16 protein-coding genes are annotated in these 16,661 nt (G+C 72.7%); 9 read left to right on the top strand and 7 right to left on the bottom strand.

Annotated features, from left to right (window positions below):
* The coding region (locus ACFTZL_RS24790) for an O-methyltransferase (protein WP_382586774.1) at positions 1-641 on the top strand (641 nt) is incomplete at its 5' end.
* Positions 642-672: 31 nt separating this feature from the next.
* Here the strand turns inward: ACFTZL_RS24790 and ACFTZL_RS24785 are convergent.
* Complete coding sequence (locus ACFTZL_RS24785; protein ID WP_215121751.1) at positions 673-1,065, bottom strand: hypothetical protein; 393 nt, start codon at positions 1,063-1,065, stop codon at positions 673-675.
* A 139-nt stretch (positions 1,066-1,204) separates the two neighbouring features.
* Here ACFTZL_RS24785 and ACFTZL_RS24780 point away from each other — a divergent pair, with 139 nt between their 5' ends.
* Complete coding sequence (locus ACFTZL_RS24780; RefSeq protein WP_382586771.1) at positions 1,205-1,612, top strand: DUF1992 domain-containing protein; 408 nt, start codon at positions 1,205-1,207, stop codon at positions 1,610-1,612.
* Positions 1,613-1,650: 38 nt separating this feature from the next.
* On the opposite strand, the gene ACFTZL_RS24775 is transcribed toward ACFTZL_RS24780, so the two are convergent.
* Both ACFTZL_RS24775 and ACFTZL_RS24770 read right to left on the bottom strand, forming a co-directional pair.
* A complete protein-coding gene (locus ACFTZL_RS24775; protein WP_382586768.1) occupies positions 1,651-2,148 on the bottom strand; it encodes a hypothetical protein in 498 nt (165 codons plus the stop codon).
* A 4-nt stretch (positions 2,149-2,152) separates the two neighbouring features.
* Complete coding sequence (locus ACFTZL_RS24770; RefSeq protein WP_382586765.1) at positions 2,153-2,860, bottom strand: hypothetical protein; 708 nt, start codon at positions 2,858-2,860, stop codon at positions 2,153-2,155.
* A 148-nt stretch (positions 2,861-3,008) separates the two neighbouring features.
* On the opposite strand from ACFTZL_RS24770, the gene ACFTZL_RS24765 reads away from it, so the two are divergent.
* Positions 3,009-3,500 carry a GNAT family N-acetyltransferase gene (locus tag ACFTZL_RS24765; protein WP_382586762.1) on the top strand — a complete coding sequence of 164 codons (492 nt, stop codon included), beginning with the start codon at positions 3,009-3,011 and terminating at the stop codon, positions 3,498-3,500.
* 23 nt (positions 3,501-3,523) lie between these two features.
* Here ACFTZL_RS24765 and ACFTZL_RS24760 read toward each other — a convergent pair whose 3' ends face one another.
* Positions 3,524-5,602 (bottom strand): DHA2 family efflux MFS transporter permease subunit, encoded by a 2,079-nt coding sequence (locus ACFTZL_RS24760; RefSeq protein ID WP_382586759.1) that lies wholly within the window; start codon positions 5,600-5,602, stop codon positions 3,524-3,526.
* A 1,086-nt stretch (positions 5,603-6,688) separates the two neighbouring features.
* Between ACFTZL_RS24760 and ACFTZL_RS24755 the strand changes: the two genes are divergently transcribed.
* Positions 6,689-7,747: a peptidoglycan-binding protein gene (locus tag ACFTZL_RS24755; RefSeq protein WP_382586757.1), complete on the top strand. Its 1,059-nt coding sequence runs from the start codon at positions 6,689-6,691 to the stop codon at positions 7,745-7,747.
* Positions 7,748-7,774: 27 nt separating this feature from the next.
* Complete coding sequence (gene cpt / locus ACFTZL_RS24750; RefSeq protein ID WP_382586754.1) at positions 7,775-8,308, top strand: chloramphenicol phosphotransferase CPT; 534 nt, start codon at positions 7,775-7,777, stop codon at positions 8,306-8,308.
* A 49-nt stretch (positions 8,309-8,357) separates the two neighbouring features.
* On the opposite strand, the gene ACFTZL_RS24745 is transcribed toward cpt, so the two are convergent.
* The 3 genes from ACFTZL_RS24745 to ACFTZL_RS24735 all read right to left on the bottom strand — a co-directional run bounded on the left by ACFTZL_RS24745 (position 8,358) and on the right by ACFTZL_RS24735 (position 11,213).
* Positions 8,358-9,575 carry a GNAT family N-acetyltransferase gene (locus ACFTZL_RS24745; RefSeq protein ID WP_382586751.1) on the bottom strand — a complete coding sequence of 406 codons (1,218 nt, stop codon included), beginning with the start codon at positions 9,573-9,575 and terminating at the stop codon, positions 8,358-8,360.
* Between the two features lie 133 nt (positions 9,576-9,708).
* The gene (locus ACFTZL_RS24740; RefSeq protein ID WP_382586748.1) at positions 9,709-10,368 is read right to left on the bottom strand and encodes an HAD-IA family hydrolase; all 660 of its coding nucleotides are present in this window, start codon (positions 10,366-10,368) and stop codon (positions 9,709-9,711) included.
* Positions 10,369-10,631: 263 nt separating this feature from the next.
* Complete coding sequence (locus tag ACFTZL_RS24735) at positions 10,632-11,213, bottom strand: TMEM165/GDT1 family protein (protein ID WP_382586745.1); 582 nt, start codon at positions 11,211-11,213, stop codon at positions 10,632-10,634.
* Positions 11,214-11,600: 387 nt separating this feature from the next.
* Between ACFTZL_RS24735 and ACFTZL_RS24730 the strand changes: the two genes are divergently transcribed.
* From ACFTZL_RS24730 to ACFTZL_RS24715, 4 genes are all read left to right on the top strand, one after another.
* Positions 11,601-12,245, top strand: coding sequence for an HNH endonuclease family protein (locus tag ACFTZL_RS24730; protein WP_382586742.1), 645 nt, complete (start codon positions 11,601-11,603; stop codon positions 12,243-12,245).
* A gap of 79 nt (positions 12,246-12,324) precedes the next feature.
* Positions 12,325-13,962, top strand: coding sequence for an alkaline phosphatase D family protein (locus ACFTZL_RS24725; protein WP_382586740.1), 1,638 nt, complete (start codon positions 12,325-12,327; stop codon positions 13,960-13,962).
* A gap of 185 nt (positions 13,963-14,147) precedes the next feature.
* Complete coding sequence (locus ACFTZL_RS24720; protein ID WP_382586737.1) at positions 14,148-16,085, top strand: FAD/NAD(P)-binding protein; 1,938 nt, start codon at positions 14,148-14,150, stop codon at positions 16,083-16,085.
* Between the two features lie 80 nt (positions 16,086-16,165).
* Positions 16,166-16,618, top strand: coding sequence for a DoxX family protein (locus ACFTZL_RS24715; RefSeq protein WP_382586734.1), 453 nt, complete (start codon positions 16,166-16,168; stop codon positions 16,616-16,618).
* Positions 16,619-16,661 lie beyond the last annotated feature (43 nt).

Below are 16,661 nucleotides of genomic sequence, written 5' to 3'. Positions count from 1 at the left end.
ACGCCTACTTCACCGCCCACCTCGCACCGGACGACGAAGACCTGGCGGCGGCGCTGCGCGACAGCGACGCCGCCGGGCTTCCGCACATCAACGTCGCGGGGAACCAGGGCAAGCTCCTCCAGCTCCTCGCCCAGATCCAGGGCGCCCGCCACATCCTGGAGATCGGCACGCTCGGCGGCTACAGCACCATCTGGCTGGGCCGCGCCCTGCCCGCCGACGGACGGCTGGTCTCCCTGGAGTACGACCCCGCACACGCCGAGGTCGCCGTCCGCAACATCGCCCGCGCGGGCCTCGACAAGCTGGTCGAGGTGCGGGTCGGCCCGGCCCTGGAGTCGCTGCCCAAGCTGGCCGACGAGAACCCGCCCCCCTTCGACCTGGTCTTCATCGACGCCGACAAGGCCAACAACCCGCACTACGTCGAGTGGGCCGTGAGGCTCACCAGCACGGGCAGCCTGATCGTCCTCGACAACGTCGTCCGCGGCGGCCGCGTCACCGACGCCGGCAGCACGGCCTCGGACGTGGTGGGCACCCGCGCCGCGATCGAGCTGATCGGCAGCCATCCGAGGCTGAGCGGGACGGCGATCCAGACCGTCGGCACCAAGGGCTACGACGGGTTCGCGGTGGCGCGGGTGCTGGCGTAGGGCCTTCTCGGACGTGGGCCGCTCGGCGTGGTCAGACCTCGTGGTAGAAGCCCACGTTGACGCTGCGCGGGGCGGTGCGGTCCTGGATGATGATCTCGCCGCTGCCGCCCCGGGGGAGCGGGACGGTGCCGCCGTAGGCGATGGGCTGGGCGTACTCCCCGACCGTCAGCCGGACTTCGGAGGACGGGTCGGGCTGGGAGCCGCGCAGCCAGGTGAGCTGCCAGGTCCCCTCGGGGCCGCACAGGAACTCCAGATGGACACGGGAGACGAACAGCCAGTCGTCCGGCGTCGAGAGCCGGCACACCGACTTGTCGCGGCCCACCCGCAGCACGGCACCCGGCTCGCTGGGCGCGTCGGCCATGAGCATGCCGGCCGTGGCACCCTCCTCCGCCGGGGACACGGCGGCCATGGTGAGTTCGAGCACGTGCGCTCCTCCTGAGACGTCCTGGTGGGTCTGTCAGACCTGTGTGTCAGACCTGTGTGTCAGACCTGTGTGTCAGACAGGCCCTAAGCCCGCCGCATGATAGAACGCCCGACTGCACGCTGTCCGGCACAATGGCCTCATGACCGAGCGAAAGCCACCCGGCGTCGACTTCGAGTCCTGGGTCGACAGACAGATCCGCGACGCGGAGGCCCGCGGCGAGTTCGACCGGTTGCCGGGGGCGGGCAAGCCGCTGCCGGCCGAGGTGGACGCCGCCTACGACGAACTGTGGTGGATCAGGCGGAAGATGGCCCGCGAGGGTTTCTCCGTCCTGCCGCCTGCGCTGGCGCTGCGCAAGGAGGCCGAGGACGCGCTGTCCGCGGCCCTCGCGGCGCCCTCGGAGCGGATCGCGCGGAAGATCATCACGGAGATCAACGACAAGATCCGCGAGATGATGTTCAAGCCGCCGCCCGGCCCCCCGCTGGGCAAGAAGCCGTACGACGTCGAGGACGTCGTACGGCAGTGGCGGGAGCGCCGGGCGGATCGGTGAACAGGGATCGGTGAACGGGGATCAGTGAACGGGGCCGCTCACACGTGCAGGAGCCGCTCCGCCAGCTCGCGGTAGTCCTTCAGGGCCAGCCGGAGCTGCTCGGTGTCGGCGCTCGACACCGGCTTGCCCTCGCCGCTCTCGACGGACTGCCAGGAATGGCGCAGGGTGCGGCGACGCTGGGCCACGGCCTCGGTGAACCGGGCCGCGACCTCCTCCAGCACATGGTCGGCCTCCTCTACGGAGGCCCGGGGCCCGTCGACGAACCCGGCGACGGCGTGCTGCAACCGCAGGCCGAGCTTGTCGGACTCGTCGTGGGGGAAGAGGTGGGCTCCGGCACCGGCGGACCTGCCCTTTTCGGGACTGAGGGCGCTCGTGCCGGTGGTGCGCTCAGCGCCCTTGCCGGGTGCGTCACCGCGGTCCGTTTCGGTGCGGGCCGTGCGCGGTGTCGTGCCGTGGCCGGTGCCCAGGGCGCTCTCGCCTCGGGCGTCGGGTGCGGCGGCGGTGTTCTCGCCGGGCGGTCGGGTCACGTCGGACATTGCCTCAACTCTCCTTCGCCTGACGTCGGTTGATCGCCCACGGCATGTGCCCGCCACGGGTGTTCGCGGCCTTGCGGCCGCCGTTCAGTCCGGCACGGCGGTGTCCGTCCTCGTGACGTCCGCCCTCGTGCCGTCCGGCTCCGCCGTCGTGGCGGGCCGGCCGTACCAGTTCCTCGAACAGGGCGCGGGCCGCCACCATGGCCTCCCGCATGTCTTCCGTACCGGTGCCGCCGTCGCGGGCGTCCTCCGCGCGCAGATGTGCCGCACGGTGCACGCGCCGGTAGCCGTCGACGTGATGGGCGTGGTGCACGGACAGCGCGGCGAGCTGCTCCTCGTACTGGCCGCCGTCCGGGAAGCCCCGGGCGCCGGCGAGCTCGGCGAGCAGCCGGTCCGCCTCGGCGACCGCCTCCCGCGGCGAGTCGACGAACCGCTCCTGGGCGGCCGTCCAGCGCGCCTCGTACCGCTCGCGCTGCGCCGGCTCCAACGACCGCTCGCGCAGGTCGCCGTGGCGGTGCACACGCTCGGTGAGTTCGCGCTCGGCGGCCTTGGCGTCGCCGTCGTGGCGGGCGACGGCCCGCTCGTACTCGGGTCCGAAGCGCCGCTTCAGGTTCGGGCCGCGACGAGGCCCGCGGGCGCGCAGGGTCATGGCTGCCGCGATGATGACGACGACCGCCGCGATCACGATCAGGGCAATGATCAGGCCAGTGGACATGGTTGCCTTCCGGGTTCTCGGCCCAACCGGCCCTCCTCGCGGACCGGTTCGCCGCACCGGGTAGCCCGGAAACCCGCCCCCAAACGGCACACGGCGGTCACACATATCCGGTTGCGGGCACGGTGCGGCACTGGCCGAGAATGCGCTCATGAACTGGACCGTGGCCCCGGAACCGTACGACTCCCCCGTCGCCGCCGCTCTGTGGCGGGCGTACTACACCGAGGTCAGCGACCGCTGGTACCTGCTGCACCAGGGCCGCCGGACCGACCCGGAGGAGCTGGAGCGGGAGATCGCCGCCCAGCCGGGTGCCGACCTCGCGCCGCCGCGCGGGCGGTTGCTGGTCGCCCGGTACGGCGGTGAGCCGGCCGGCACCGCGGGCGTACGGCGGTACGACGGCACGACCGCCGAGCTCAAGCGCGTGTTCCTGCACCCGTCGATGCGCGGCAGGGGCGGCGCCCCGCTCCTGGTCCGGGCCGCCGAGGACGCCGCCCGGGCGCTCGGCGCCGCACGGCTGATCCTCGACACCCGCGGCGACCTCGTCGAGGCCCGCGCCCTCTACGCCCGTCTCGGCTACAAGGAGACCGAGCCGTACAACGACGACCGGTACGCCGAGCACTGGTTCGCCAAGTCCCTCACCTGAACCACCCGATGTACGGACCCCGTTCAGCCCGTCCGCTCGGCCCGCCGCTCCTCGGAGGACCCGTCGTCGTACGGCCGCTCGCGGCGCGACCCGCACAGTTCGCCGTTCAACTCCCGCACGAGCCGGACCAGATCGGTCGGCCGGTCGGGCCCCCACCAGTCGCCGAGCAGCTCGGCGAGGGACTCCTCGCGGGCCTGGGCCAGCCGCTCGGCGACCTCGCGCCCCTGGTCGGTCAGGACCAGGCCGAGGCCCTCGCGCACGGCGAGCCGCCGCTCCTCGACCTGGCGGGCGGCCTCGATGATCACGGTCAGCGGCACGGGCATGCTGTCGGCCAGCACGGCCGGCTCCACCTCGCCGTATCTCCGGATCCGCAGCAGCAGCCAGCTCGCCGCGGGCAGCAGGTCGTAGCCCGCCCGGTCGGTGATCTTCCGGTAGATCTCGCGCCGCCCCGCACGGGTGCCGAGCACCGACAGCGCACGGCACACCTCGTCGTACGAGGTCCGCTCGACGGGGTTGCTGGCCAGGGTCTCCGTGACGTCGGGCGCGGTGACCGAGCCGCGCAGCCGGTCCTCCTTCAGGAACCAGGCCAGCACGAAGCCGAGGAGCGCGACCGGGGCGGCGTAGAGGAAGACGTCCGTGATGGAGACGGCGTAGGCGTGCAGGGCCGGTGGGCGCAGGCCGGACGGCAGGGCGGCGATGCCGCGCGGGTCGGCCTCCAGGGCGTCCACGGAGACGCCGGGTGGTAGCCGCGCGCCCCGGAAGGCGTCGGTGAGCTGGTCGCCGAGCCGGCTCGCGAAGATCGTGCCGAAGACGGCGACGCCGAACGAGGCGCCGATCGAGCGGAAGAAGGTCGCGCCGGATGTGGCGACGCCCAGGTCCCGGTACGGGACGGCGTTCTGCACGATGAGCACGAGGACCTGCATCACCAGGCCGAGGCCCAACCCGAAGACGAGGAAGAAGCCGCTCAGCTCGACGGTGGAGCTGTTCTCGTCGAGCTGGTGGAGCAGGAGCAGCCCGAGCGTGGTGACGCCGGTGCCGGCGATCGGGAACACCTTCCAGCGGCCGGTACGGCTGACGATCTGCCCGGAGGCCGTCGAGGCCAGCAGCAGGCCCAGCACCATCGGGAGCATGTGCACTCCGGACATGGTCGGGCTGACGCCCTGCACGACCTGGAGGAAGGTCGGCAGGTAGGTCATCGCGCCGAACATGGCGAAGCCCACGACGAAACTGATCACGGCGGCGAGCGTGAAGGTGCGGACGCGGAAGAGTTTCAGCGGCAGCACGGGTTCGGCGGCGCGCCGCTCGACGGCCACGAAGACGACGGCGAGGACGACGCCCAGCACGGCGAGCCCGACGAGTTGCGCGGACCCCCATCCCCAGGTCGTCCCGCCGAGGGAGGCGACCAGCACCAGGCAGGTGGCGACGGCCGCGATGAGGAAGGTGCCGAGGTAGTCGATGACGTGCCGTTGCGACCGGCGCGGGAGGTGCAGGACGGCCGCGATCACGGCGAGCGCGACGATGCCGACGGGCAGATTGACGTAGAACACCCAACGCCAGCTCGCATGCTGTGTGAGCAGCCCGCCGAGCAGCGGCCCGAGCACACTGGTCGCGCCGAACACGGCCCCGAACAACCCCTGATAGCGCCCGCGTTCCCTGGGCGGGACGAGGTCCCCGACGACGGCCATCGACAGCACGATCAGCCCGCCCCCGCCCAGCCCCTGCAGCGCCCGGAAGGCGATGAGCTGGGTCATGTCCTGCGCCGCCCCGCACAGCGCGGAGCCGATGAGGAAGATCACAATCGCCGTCTGGAACAGCCGCTTGCGGCCGTACTGGTCGCCGAGCTTGCCCCACAGGGGGGTCGCGGCGGTGGCGGCCAGCAGGTAGGCGGTGACGACCCAGGACAGATGGTCCATGCCGCCGAGGTCGCTGACGATGGTGGGCAGTGCGGTCGACACGATGGTCTGGTCCAGTGCGGCGAGCAGCATGCCGAGGAGCAGGGCGCCGATGGAGACCAGCACGTTCCCCGGTACCTGTTCCGGGGCGAGGGTTTCCGCAGGTGAAGGTGCGGGTGACGGTGTCGTGTCGTGCACATCCCCGGCCATGAGACCTCCCGAGGGTCCTGTGACATTTTCCATCGTGACCGGTGTGACGGGGTATGGCCTGCCGAGTCCTTTTGGAAGCGTTCATTCCGGGGGCTCCTCGACCGCACTGTGGAGAAGATCTGGATAATCTCTGGAGTTCGCGAGGGGAGGGAGGAACGCGTGGAACCGCTTAATGGACACCCGTGCCCGGAGTGCGGCGCGCCCAGACAGTGGGACAAGTCCCCTTCCTGCGCCTGCACCCACCGAGCGGCCGAGGCCCTGCGCGACACCCGCACGGCCCAGGCAGCGGCAGCGGAGGACTTCGACCCGCTACGGATCCGCCCGTACGTCGAACTCGACGGCGGGGCGGGTACGTCGGGGCCCGAGGGCCCGGCTGCACAGGACGCACCGGCGACGACTCCCCGGCCCGAAGCCACCCCGCGAGGGCCTCTGACGGACCCGGCGGGGGTTCCGGGCACGGGGGCTTCGCGCACGGGGGTTCCGGGCACGGGGGCTCCGGGCACGGGGGCTCCGCGCACGGGGGCTCCGCGCACGGGGGTTCCGGGCACGGGGGTTCCGGGCACCGCGGGAGCGGCGCAGCCGCCCTCGCCGGATACCCCGCCCACGCAGGCCCCGCACATCGGAAACCCCGCGCAGGCGCCCGACGGAGCCGAGCGACACGCCCGGACGGACCCGGCGAAGGCCTCGCACACCGCGGGGGCCGCGCAACCGCCGCCGCCGGAAACCCCGACCGTCCGCCCGCTCGGCCAGGCCTCACACCCCGGAGGCCCCGCGCAGGCACCCGACGACGCCCCGCGACAGCAGCTCACGGACCCGGCGGAGGCATCGCGCACCGCAGGAGCCGCGCAACCGCCCCCGCCGAACACCCCGACCGTCCGCCCGCTCGGCCAGGCCTCACACCCCGGAGGCCCCGCGCAGGCACCCGACGACGCCCCGCGACAGCAGCTCACGGACCCTGCGGGAGCTTCGCAGCCGCCCTCCCCCGCGCAGGCGCCCGACAGGGCCCCGCGGCGGCCCCGGACGAACCCGGCGGAGGCGTCGCGCACCGCAGGAGCCGCGCAGCCGCCCACACCCGACGCCCCGACCGTGCCCCCACGTGCCGGAGCCCCCGCCCAGGCGCCCGGCGGCGCCCCGCGACAGCCGTTCACGGACGCTGCGGGAGCCTCGCAACCGGCCACGCACCCCGGGAGCGGCGCGCCGCCGCCCTCCCTCGCCGACACGACCATGCCCCTGCGCCCGGTGGATCCGGACGAGACCACCGTGCTGCCGGTCACCCCGGCCTCGGACGCGACCACCGTGCTGCCGAGCATCCCGGCCCCGGAACAGGACGCGACCACCGTGCTGCCCGCCGTCCCGGCCACCCCCGGCCCGGACGCCACCTCAGTGATCCCGACGCCCCTGGCTCCCGACGGGACCGAGCCGAGCGTCACCGATCTGCGGCTGTTCGACAGCACCAGGACGGGGGCCGTGGCGCCGGGCAGGCCGGAGCCGGCCGAGCCCGAGCCCGAGTCCGAGTCCGGCAGGCCCCGGCGGCGGCGTCGTATCGTCCTCCTCGCCGCGGCCGGGGCATGTGTCGCCGTGGTGACGGCGGCGGGGTACGCGAGCGGACTGTTCTTCTACGAGGGGCCCTCCCGGAACACCGCGCTGCCGGACGACATCCGGGCGAGCGTGCCGGACGCTCCGTCGAGCAGCGCGGCGTCCTCGTCACCGGAGGAGAGCACCTCGGCCACGCCGTCGACTCCCGCGGCACCGCCGCCGGCCCCGTCCCGCACCAGCAGCCCGTCGGCCTCCCCGTCATCGTCCGCATCGAGCGCCTCGCCGAGCCCGTCGCAGACGGCCTCCCCGTCGGCGCCCGAGACGTCCGCGTCGGCGACCAGCTCCGGGAAGAAGCCGCCGGACAACTCCCGCCAGAACGGCAACCCCAGCGTCCTGCGCCTCGGCGACCGCGGCCCGGAGGTCACCGAACTCCAGTCGCGCCTGCGCCAGTTGTTCCTCTACGACGACGACACCGACGGCACCTTCGACGACCGGCTCCAGGAGGCGGTCCGCAACTACCAGTACTCACGCGGCATCCAGGCCGACGACCTCGGCGTCTACGACCGGGACACCCGAACGAAGCTGGAGTCGGAAACCCAGGAGCCGTAGACCACCCAGGCGCCGTACGGTGACGCCGTGACTACTCAGGTGATCGTTCTCAACGGCGGCTCGAGCTCCGGCAAGTCCGGCCTCGTACGGTGCCTGCAGGACGTGCTGCCGGATCCATGGCCGGCCTTCGGCGTCGACTCGTTCGTCGAGGCGCTGCCCGCGAGGATGAAGGGCTCGGACGGCGGGATCACCTTCGCGCCCGACGGCGGCGTGAACGTGGGCGCGGATTTCCGGGCCCTGGACGCCGCCTGGACCGAGGGCATCGCCGCCATGGCCCGCTCCGGCGCCAAGGTCATCATCGACGACGTCTTCCTCGGCGGCGGGGCCTCCCAGCAGCGGTGGCAGAAGGCCCTGGCCGGACTCGCCGTGCTGTGGGTCGGCGTCAGGTGCGACAGCGCGGTCGCCGCGGCCCGGGAGATCGCCCGGGGAGACCGCGTCCGGGGCATGGCCGCGGCACAGGCGCGGCTCGTGCACGAGGGCGTGAGCTACGACCTGGAGGTGGACACGACCCACACCGAGTCCCTGGAGTGCGCCCGCACCATCGCCGCCCACATCGTCTGACCCACCGACCGGAGGGTGGGCGAGACCCGCGGGGTCGGTGAGCGCGCGGTCAGAACCAGTGCAGGCAGTGCGGGGAGCGTTCGGCGCGGAAGAGTGCGTCGGCGAGGGTGGCCGCGCCCGGGCGGTGGGCCCGGATGTGTCCGGCACGCACGAGCGTGCTCGGGGCGGTGCCGCCGAGGTAGACGGAGCCCAGGTCGCGCACGTCCAGGGACAGGTCGGGCTCCCGGTCCGTCGGGACGCAGTCGGCCTTGCCGTCCCGGACGGTCAGCAGGTAGCGGCCGTGTTCGCCGAGGAACGGGTCGTCGACGTCGAGGACGAGCTCGCCGTCCAGGAACCAGCCGCGCGCGGTCAACGCACGCGGGACGTCCAGCAGCCGCACATAGAGCCAGTCCATGGCGCCGCTCACCTCGCCGGCGCGGAAGTCCGCGAGCTGCCAGCGCAGCGGGTGCTCGGGCGGGACGTGCTTGAACACGACCTGGGAGACCAGGTCGTGCCCGAGTACGAACCGGGCCAGGGCCGTGAAGACGGCGTCGTCGGTGGTGATGGTCTCGTCGACCGTCAGGGTGCCGGACTCGATCGAGTAGCTGGCGTACCCGTCCGGAACGCCGTCGGCGTCCCGGTGGAGGGCGACGTAGCGCGGCGCCGGCGAGATCGGGGGCTGCCCCGCGCGCAAGGCCCACCAGCGGTGCGGCCGGGACAGCGCGCCGGGCTGGGCGCGGCGATACCGGTCGTAGACCTCTTCCAGGATCTCGCCGCACTCGGTCCGCCGCAGCACCTCGACCGAGCCGGCCGCCCGGGCGTCGGCCGTTCCGCGCGCCCGGGGAAGGGCGAGGGCGGCCCGGTGGCGCGGCACCTTCAGCTCCGCCGTATAGGTCGCCGGTCCGTAGCCGAACCTGCCGTAGATCGTGGCCTCGGAGGCCAGCAGCACGGAGAGGAACTCCCCGCCGGCCCGCAGCTCGGCGAGCTGATGCCGCATCATCGCGCTGAGCACGCCCTGGCGCCGGTGCGAGGGCAGGACGCCGACGGCGGTCACCCCGGGGGCCGGGACGAGGGTCTCACCGGGCAGGGTGAGCTCGAAGGAGTGCGTGGCGGCGGTGCCGACGGGCCGCCCGTCCGCCGTCAGGGCGAGCAGGCAGCGGTCCGTTTCGAGCGCCGACCACCAGAGCCCGCCGCCCTCGACCGGGGTTTCAGGGAAAAGCCCGAACGCGGCATGAAGGGTGTCGACGAAGACGTCGAGGTCCTTGTCGGTCGTAGGACGGATCTCCATCGCTGCCGCTGCCTCCTCGGGATACCGGCACCACGACTCATGGTGTCCGGCCACAGTGCAGCGTCGCCCCGCGACAAGAGCAAGCGAATTACGACCGCGTGGCCGACCGCCGCCCGGTGGGGCCAGAACGCGCCTACCCGACGTACAGGCGGATCGTCCCGTCCCCGGCCGACTCCACGCGCACCCGCGTGAGGTCCTCCACCACCACGTCCGGCTCGTGGACCGCGGCCCGGGGCCCGACGCCCACCACGGTCATCCCGGCCGCGCGACCCGCCGCGATCCCGGCTCCGGAGTCCTCGAACACCACACAGTCCGCGGGCGCCACGCCCAGCTCGGCGGCGCCCTTCAGGAAGCCCTCGGGGTCGGGCTTGCTCGCCCCGACGGACTCCGCCGTCACCCGCACCTCGGGCTGCTCAAGTCCGGCCGCGGCCATCCGGGCCGTCGAGAGCGGCACATCGGCTGAGGTCACGAGCGCGTGCGGCAGCCCGTGCAGCGAGGCGAGGAACTCCGGCGCCCCGGGGACGGCGACGACACCGTCGGTGTCCGCCGTCTCGTCGGCGAGCATCCGGGTGTTGTCGGCGTAGTTCTGCTCCATCGGCCGGCCGGGCAGCAGCAGCGCCATCGAGGCGTAACCCTGCCGCCCGTGGACGACCTTCATGACCTCGCCCCCGTCGAGCCCGTGCCGCTCGGCCCAGCGCCGCCAGACGCGTTCGACCGCGGCATCGGAGTTGACGAGGGTGCCGTCCATGTCCAGCAGGAGTGCGCGGGCGGTGAGCACGGCGGTGGCCGTCATCGGCTGCTCCAAGGCTCAGGGCGCGGTTCCAGCGCCGGAAGGGGCGGACGGCGGGTTCGCCTCGCACCCCGGAGGGACAAGGCGGCCCCGCCCGCCGGTCAGGGAAAACGGGCGAGGGCCACTTTGTTCCCCCACGGTACAAAACAATCCCCGCTTCGCGCCAGACCCCCCGGCAGACGTTCACCGACCGTTCAGCTCACCCCGGCTCGAGCCCCTCCTCGCCGAGCCCCTCCTCGCCGAGCACCGGCTCACCGAGCCCGGGCTCACCCGGTCACGGCCTCCCACAGGCTCCACACCCCGAGCGCGAGCATCACCAGCGCCGCGATCTGCGTGATCAGCCGCAGCGGCACCTTCTTCATCAGCGCCTTTCCGCCGACGATGCCGATCCCGGCCACCGCCCACAGCGCGAGCACCGCGCCCAGGCCGACGGAGAGCGGGTCGTCGTAGCGGGCGGCCAGGTTCGCCGTCATGATCTGGGTGAGATCGCCGAACTCGGCGACCAGGATGAGCATGAAGCCCGCGCCCGAGACCTTCCAGAAGGACTGGTTCTCCGGCTTGCGGACCTCCTCCTCGTCATCACCCTTCCTCAGCAGCAGCACCGCAGCCCCGCCCAGGAAGAGCACGCCCGTCAGCGCCTGGACGAGCTGCTGCGGCAGCAGCGTCAGCACACTGCCCGCCGCGACGGCGAGCACGACGTGCAGGGCGAAGGCGGCGGCGACACCGGCGAAGACGTAGGAGGCGCGGTAGCGGGTGCCGAGGACGAGGCCGGCGAGGGCGGTCTTGTCCGGCAGTTCGGCGAGGAAGACGACACCGAAGACGACGGCCGTCACGGTCAGGCTGATCAAGGGTTCCTCAATCGGTCGGGGCTGCCCCACCGAGAGTGCTGAACCTTCACGCGACACACCTCGGCACGGCAGCACACACGGCACCCGTGCCGGAAGGCACGGGCGTGCACTGCTTGCCGAAGGTCTCGCTGGCGGGTCCGTGAAGAACCGCCTCCGGGCGCCGGCTCAGGCGAGCTGAGCAGTATGTCGACGGTCCGGCGAAGAGCTACTCCCCTTCTGCGCCGTCCATGGTACGCGACACCCCTGGAGCGAAAAGTTCCGCCTTGAACCTTGTCATGTCATGAACTCGTCACTACCTTCTCACCGCACGCACATCTCCCCGCAACACGGTGCGGCGAGCATTCTCGCGCTCGCTGCCCAATACCCCCACCCCACAAGGGAGTTCGTATGCCGAAGTTCTACGCGCGTCGACGGCTCAGCATACTCGCGGGCCTCACCGGCCTCATAGCCTCGGCCGGACTGATCAACGGTCCGGCCGCCTCCGCCGCCCTCCCCACGCCCGTCAGCGCGGCCACCGCCCGCACCTACCTCGCCTCGCTCACCGTGGCCACCGAGGACCGCACCGGCTACGACCGCGACCTCTTCCCGCACTGGATCACCCAGTCCGGCGCCTGCAACACCCGTGAGGTCGTCCTCAAGCGCGACGGCTCGAACGTCCAGCAGGACTCCTCCTGCGCCGCCACCAGCGGTAGCTGGTACTCCGTCTACGACGGCGCGACCTGGTCCGCCGCCTCCGACGTCGACATCGACCACCTGATCCCGCTGGCCGAGGCCTGGGACTCCGGCGCCGACTCCTGGACGACGTCCCGCCGCCAGTCCTTCGCCAACGACCTGACCCGCCCGCAGCTCATCGCGGTCACCGACAACGTCAACCAGGCCAAGGGCGACCAGGACCCGGCCACCTGGATGCCCTCCCGGACCGCGTACCGCTGCACCTACGTCCGCGCCTGGGTCCAGGTGAAGTACTACTACGGCCTCTCGGTCGACTCCGCCGAGAAGTCCGCGCTGACGAACTATCTCGCGAGCTGCTGACACCAGGTATTTCCGGCCGGGATCTCCCCGCTGACCTCAGTCGTTCCGTACCGTACGGGGCGACGGAGAGGGGACCATCATGGCCGGACTGCGCCTCGGACCACTGCTGAGGTACACCGACGGCTCGTCCGCGACCGTTTGGGTCGAGACGAGCCGTCCGTGCTCCACCGAGGTGCGCTGCGCCGACGGCGCCGGAGGCTCGGCCCACACCTTCCAGATCGCGGGCCACCACTACGCGCTGATCCCGGTGACCGGCCTCACCGCCGGTACGACCACGACGTACGAGGTCCTCCTCGACGGCACCCGTGTGTGGCCGCTGCCCGGCTCCCCCTTCCCGCCCTCGGCGATCCACGCGCCGGGCCCGGAGGACGGCCTGCGCGTCGCCTTCGGCTCCTGCCGCTGGGCGGCACCGCCCGCGGGCGGGCACGATCCCGTCGGCCCGGACGCCCTGGACGCGCTCGCCACCCGCCTCGCGGCCGAGCCGGAGGGCGAGCGGCCCGACGTCCTGCTGCTGCTCGGCGACCAGGTGTACGCCGACGAGACCTCCGACGGCACCCAGCGCTGGCTGGCGGCCCGCCGCGATCTGAACGACCCGCCGGGCGACGGAGTCGCGGACTACGAGGAATACACGCACCTCTACTACGAGTCGTGGCTCGACCCGCGCATCCGCTGGCTGCTGTCCACCGTGCCCAGTTTCATGATCTTCGACGACCACGACGTCATCGACGACTGGAACACCTCCGCCGCCTGGCTCACCGACATGCGGGCCACCGACTGGTGGCAGGAGCGGCTGCTGAGCGGCCTGATGTCGTACTGGGTCCACCAGCACCTGGGCAACCTCTCCCTGGAGGAACTGGCGGCCGACCCGGTGTACGAAGCCGTCCGCGAGACCCCCGACGGCACCGACGTGCTGCGCGCCTTCGCCGCCCGGGCCGACGCGGACGCGGCCACGGCCCGCTGGAGCTACCGGCGCGACTTCGGGCGCGTACGCCTGCTGATGGTGGACAGCAGGGCGGCCCGCGTCCTCGCCGAGGACAGCCGCGCGATGCTCGACCCGGGCGAGGAGGCCTGGCTGCGCGAGCAGGTACGGGACACTCCCGAGGCGTACGACCACCTCCTCATCGGCACCTCGCTGCCCTGGCTGCTGCCGCATCTCGTGCATGACGCCGAGGGGTGGAACGCGGCGCTGTGCCGGGGCGAACGGGGCGAGCGCTGGGCACGGTTCGGGGAGAAGGTGCGGCGGGCCGCCGACCTGGAGCACTGGTCGGCGTTCCCCGAGTCCTTCGCCGGGCTGGCCGAGCTGATCGCCGAGGCCGGCTCGGGGCGGGACGCGCCGGCGACGGTGTGCGTGCTGTCCGGGGATGTGCACCACGCCTACATCGCCGAGCCCTCGTGGCCCGGCTCAGGGCCCGACGCCCGGGTAGTGCAGCTCGTCTGCTCCCCCGTCCACAACTCCGTCCCACTGTCGATCCGGATGGGCTTCCGCATCGGCTGGACCGCGGTGGCGCGCACCCTCGGACGCGGTCTGGCCCGGCACGGCCGGCTCCCCCGTCCGCCGGTCACCTGGCGCAAGACGGGCGGCCCCTGGTTCGGCAACCAGCTCATGACCCTGACCCTGCGCGGCCGTTCGGCCCGGCTGCGCCTGGAGCAGGCCAAGGCACGTCAGGGTGCGGGCCCCCGTCTGACGACGCTCAAGGACTCCGAACTTGCCCCATGACACACCCGTTTCCCCCCTTTGTGACCGGCGTGTCCCGCGATGTTAGTGACGCATCCCACAGCTAGCGTCAATCCTTCCCCACGAGCCTCGGTTCGCGCTCCCGGCGACGGCATGATGAGGCGGACCGTCCGCTTCCCGCCCGGCGGACCGCCGACACGCGCCCCACACGCCCGGGAGTACCACCCTTGTCTGCGTCGACCGAGGAATCCGTACCGGCCGAGACACCCGCACCGGTCTCCGTCGCCCTGGTCGGCGCCGGGCCACGGGGCACCAGCGTCCTGGAACGCCTCTGCGCCTCCGCCCCGGAGCTCCTCCCTCCCGGTGCCCGGCTGACGGTCCACGTGGTCGACCCGGACCCGCCCGGCCCCGGCCGCGTCTGGCGCACCGCCCAGTCGTCCGAACTGCTGATGAACACCGTGGCCTGCCAGGTGACCCTGTTCACCGACGACAGCGTGGACTGCTCGGGCCCGGTCCGCCCGGGGCCCAGCCTGTACGAGTGGGCGCGCGGCACGCTGGACCCGGACGAGTACCCGACCCGGGCCGACTACGGCCGCTACCTGGAGTGGGTGTTCGCCAGGGCCGTACGGGACGCGCCGCCGAACGTGCGCGTCCAGACGCACCGGGCCCGCGCGGTCCGGCTCGACGACACCCCGGGCGGCCGGCAGGCCCTCACCCTCGACGACGGCCGCACCCTGACCGGCCTGTCCGCGGTGGTCCTGGCACAGGGCCACCTGCCGGCGGCGGCGGACCCGGCGCAACAGCGCCTCGCGGCCCACGCCGCCCGGCACGGCCTGCGCCACATCCCGCCCGCCAACCCGGCCGATGTCGACCTGTCCGCCGTACCCGCGGGCGAGCCCGTCCTGCTGCGCGGTCTCGGCCTCAACTTCTTCGACCACACGGCCCTGTTGACGACCGGCCGCGGCGGCCGTTTCGTCCGGGACACCCGGGGCGGCGGCCTGCGCTATCTCCCCTCCGGCCGGGAACCACGGCTGTACGCCGGTTCGCGGCGCGGGATCCCGTACCAGGCGCGCGGCGACAACGCGAAGGGGCCGTACGGCCGGCACGTCCCGCTCGTCCTCACGCCGGAGACGATCGCGGGCTTCCGCAAGCGCGCGGACTCCGGGGAGGCGCCCGACTTCCTCGCGGAGATATGGCCGTTGGTGGCGAAGGAGGTCGAGACGGTCTACTGCTCCGCGCTGCTGAGGCGGGCCGGAACCGCCGAGCGACGGTGCTCGGAGTTCACCGATCTCTTCCTGGCGGTGCCGCACGGCGACTCCCGAGAGGCCGTGCTGCTGGACGAGTTCGGGGTGCCCGGGGCCGACCGCTGGTGCTGGGAGCGGGTGTCCCGCCCGCACGCGGGACGGGATTTCGCGCATCCCGGCGAGTGGCGCGACTGGCTGCTGTCGCATCTGCGCGAGGACGCCGCGCAGGCCGCCCTGGGCAATGTCCGGGGCCCGCTGAAAGCGGCCCTCGACGTACTGCGCGACCTGCGCAACGAACTCCGGCTGATCGTCGACCACGGGGGCCTCGCCGGCGCCTCCCGCCGGGACCACCTGGACCGCTGGTACACCCCGCTCAACGCCTTCCTGTCCATCGGCCCGCCCCGGCGCCGTATCGAGGAGCTCGCGGCCCTCATGGAGGCGGGTGTGGTGCAGGTGCTCGGGCCGCGCCTGGAGGTGACCGAGGAGGACGGAGCCTGGGCGGCGCGCTCACCCGATGTGCCGGGCTCGGTCGTCCGTGTGACAACCCTCATAGAGGCCCGCCTGCCGGAAGCCGACTTGCGGAGTACGGCCGACGGGCTGCTCGCCGAGCTGCTGCGGACGGGCCAGTGCCGCCCGCACACCGCCGACGGTTACGAGACGGGCGGATTGGACGTCACACCACGCCCGTACCACCTGATGGACCGTCAAGGTGTTGTACACGCAAGGCGGTTCGCGTTCGGAGTGCCGACGGAAGGTGTGCACTGGGTGACCGCGGCGGGGGCCCGCCCGGGTGTGGATTCGGTCACGCTTTCGGACGCGGACGCGGTCGCCAGAGCCGCTCTACGTGCGGTTGCGACCGAAAGCGACACCCAAACGGAGGTAAACCAGTGGCCAAATGTTGAACTTGCAAGCATCAATTAGGCACACCTAACGTGGGCTACTCATCGGTTCTGTCCCCCGACCGGCCTTCCCCTGGCCGGCCGCCCGAAGGAGTCCCCCACATGACCGCACGCCTCAACGGCGCCCAGCCGTACGCTCTCGGGCTGTTCCGGATCGTCATCGGCCTGCTGTTCTCCTGCCACGGCGCCGTCGCGCTCTTCGGCGTCCTCGGAGGCGTGGACGGCAAGGGCGGCACCGCGGCGACCGGCGCCTGGCCGAACTGGTACGCGGCCGTCATCGAACTCGTCGGCGGCATCCTGGTGCTGCTGGGCCTGGGCACCCGCATCGCGGCCTTCATATCCTCCGGCGCGATGGCCTACGCGTACTTCAAGGTCCACCAGCCCGAGGGCCTGTGGCCCATCGAGAACAGCGGCGAGGGCGCGGCCATGTACTGCTGGGCCATGTTCCTGCTGATCTTCACGGGCTCCGGCGCCTTCGGCGTGGACCGGCTGCTGGCGCGGCGCACCTCCGCGCAGGGCCAGCGCTCCACGGAGCAGACGCCGGTGGCCGCCTGAGCCGCCCGGACACCACGACGCAGAACGGCGCCTTCCCTTCCTC

Origin of the sequence: Streptomyces sp. NPDC056948 (assembly GCF_042674225.1) — a bacterium.
GTDB lineage: Bacteria > Actinomycetota > Actinomycetes > Streptomycetales > Streptomycetaceae > Streptomyces > Streptomyces purpurascens.
Note: the sequence above shows the minus strand (reverse complement) of the source record. Positions and strands in the feature narration are given on the sequence as shown.